The organism is Faecalicatena contorta, from assembly GCF_021531995.1.
In the GTDB taxonomy this organism is placed as follows: Bacteria; Bacillota; Clostridia; order Lachnospirales; family Lachnospiraceae; genus Dorea_A; species Dorea_A contorta_A.
Map to the genome: position 1 here is coordinate 1 of NZ_JAFBIZ010000237.1, position 1515 is coordinate 1515.

A 1515-nucleotide genomic window follows, 5' to 3' on the forward strand; every position below is an offset into this window, starting at 1 on the left:
GGGGAAATAATATGACATCTGACATTCTTCAACAGTACAAAATACTCGTTGATTTTCTGGGGAAAGCACTTGGACCGGATTATGAAGTCGTCCTTCAGGATCTGACTTCAAAAAATAATGCAATCATTGCAATCGCCAATGGTCACATCAGCGGACGCACGATTGGAAGCCCACTGACCAATGCAGCATTGCAGATGCTTTCGTCGAAAGCATACGTGAAAAACGACTTCTTATGTAATTATAGAGGAGTAACCGAAAACGAACATACGCTTCGTTCTTCTACAATGTTTATCAAAGATGACAATGGCACACCGATCGGTCTGCTCTGCATCAACTTTGACGACAGTCGTTATACAGAACTGACCCAGTCACTCCTTTCGATCGTTCATCCTGCTTCTTTTGGCGCAGGCAGTCTGCAGTTTGACAAGACGGTTCCCGCGTCTTCCGACGAAGCACTCGAACAGTATTCTTCCATAACCGAGAACTTCCCAATGGATATTCCGACGCTGATGCAAAAGATCTTTGATGACGCAACCGCCGGACTGGATACGCCAAACGACCGGCTGAATCAGAATGAACGAAAAGAGGTTATGACCAAATTAAATGAGCAGGGACTCTTCCAGCTGAAAGGAGCTATCTCCTTCGTCGCTAAAAAATTCTCCTGCTCAACAGCAACTGTTTATCGTTATCTGAGCGAAATCACTACCTTTCAATAAACAGATCTTCTTATATCCGATGTAAAACAAAATGATTTTTCCGGACGGTCAAAAGACCGTCCTTTTCCATATTCTTTAATTCATGCGACAGCACACTCCGATTCAATCCCAGATAATTTGCAAGCTCCTCCCTGTTAAAATCAATATCAAACTCATTACTCTGATGTCGTATTTTCTGAATACACAGATATTTTTCAATCTTCTCCCGAACACTCCCGGAAGAGAGGATCTCGATCTTCCGGTATTTCCGGATATCCTCATTGGCCAGAAAATATACGATTCTCTGGTACAGATGGATCCTGTCCGCCTCTTCGAGAATTCCCGGTTCTTCCAGACACCTGACCGGGAACCAGAACACTTCCGAAGGCTGCGATGCATACATACTGTACGGGCTCGTCTTCTTCATACTCGCGGCAATCTCAAGCCCCACCATATAGGACTTCTGAAGTTTCTGGACCATCTGCTCTGTTCCGTCTGAAAAATATCGCACTTTACACATTTCTCCGGATAACAGAATTCCTACTTCCCGCACTTCACTTTCTTCCGATATCACGATTTCATTTTTCTGGTAGCTTTTTATCCGGCCCTTTAACAGCCCAAGAATCGAATCTATCTTTTCCCGACTCATCTCACGAAACAAAAAACACCTGTATAATTCCTTATGATACATACTGTACCTCTCCGATTCTTCTTAACATTACTCTGGCATCATATTATCATATTCTTTCAGATGCGGACAACTGCAGACGTCTATACATTCAAAATTTCGTATCACTTTATAATTGACATACATCCTTTT

2 protein-coding genes are annotated in these 1515 nt (G+C 42.8%); one reads left to right on the top strand and one right to left on the bottom strand.

The genetic code is table 11. From position 1 onward, the window contains the following. The first annotated feature begins 11 nt into the window (after positions 1-11). Complete coding sequence (locus JQM82_RS15575) at positions 12-716, top strand: PAS domain-containing protein (protein ID WP_235251328.1); 705 nt, start codon at positions 12-14, stop codon at positions 714-716. Between the two features lie 10 nt (positions 717-726). Here the strand turns inward: JQM82_RS15575 and JQM82_RS15580 are convergent, their stop codons facing one another. Then, complete coding sequence (locus JQM82_RS15580) at positions 727-1386, bottom strand: Crp/Fnr family transcriptional regulator (RefSeq protein ID WP_235251327.1); 660 nt, start codon at positions 1384-1386, stop codon at positions 727-729. Positions 1387-1515 lie beyond the last annotated feature (129 nt).

Bases quoted from the DNA above. Each gene is read 5' to 3' on its own strand.
- JQM82_RS15580 (WP_235251327.1), bottom strand. From the start codon at position 1,386: ATGTATCATAAGGAATTATACAGGTGTTTTTTGTTTCGTGAGATGAGT.
- JQM82_RS15575 (WP_235251328.1), top strand. From the start codon at position 12: ATGACATCTGACATTCTTCAACAGTACAAAATACTCGTTGATTTTCTG.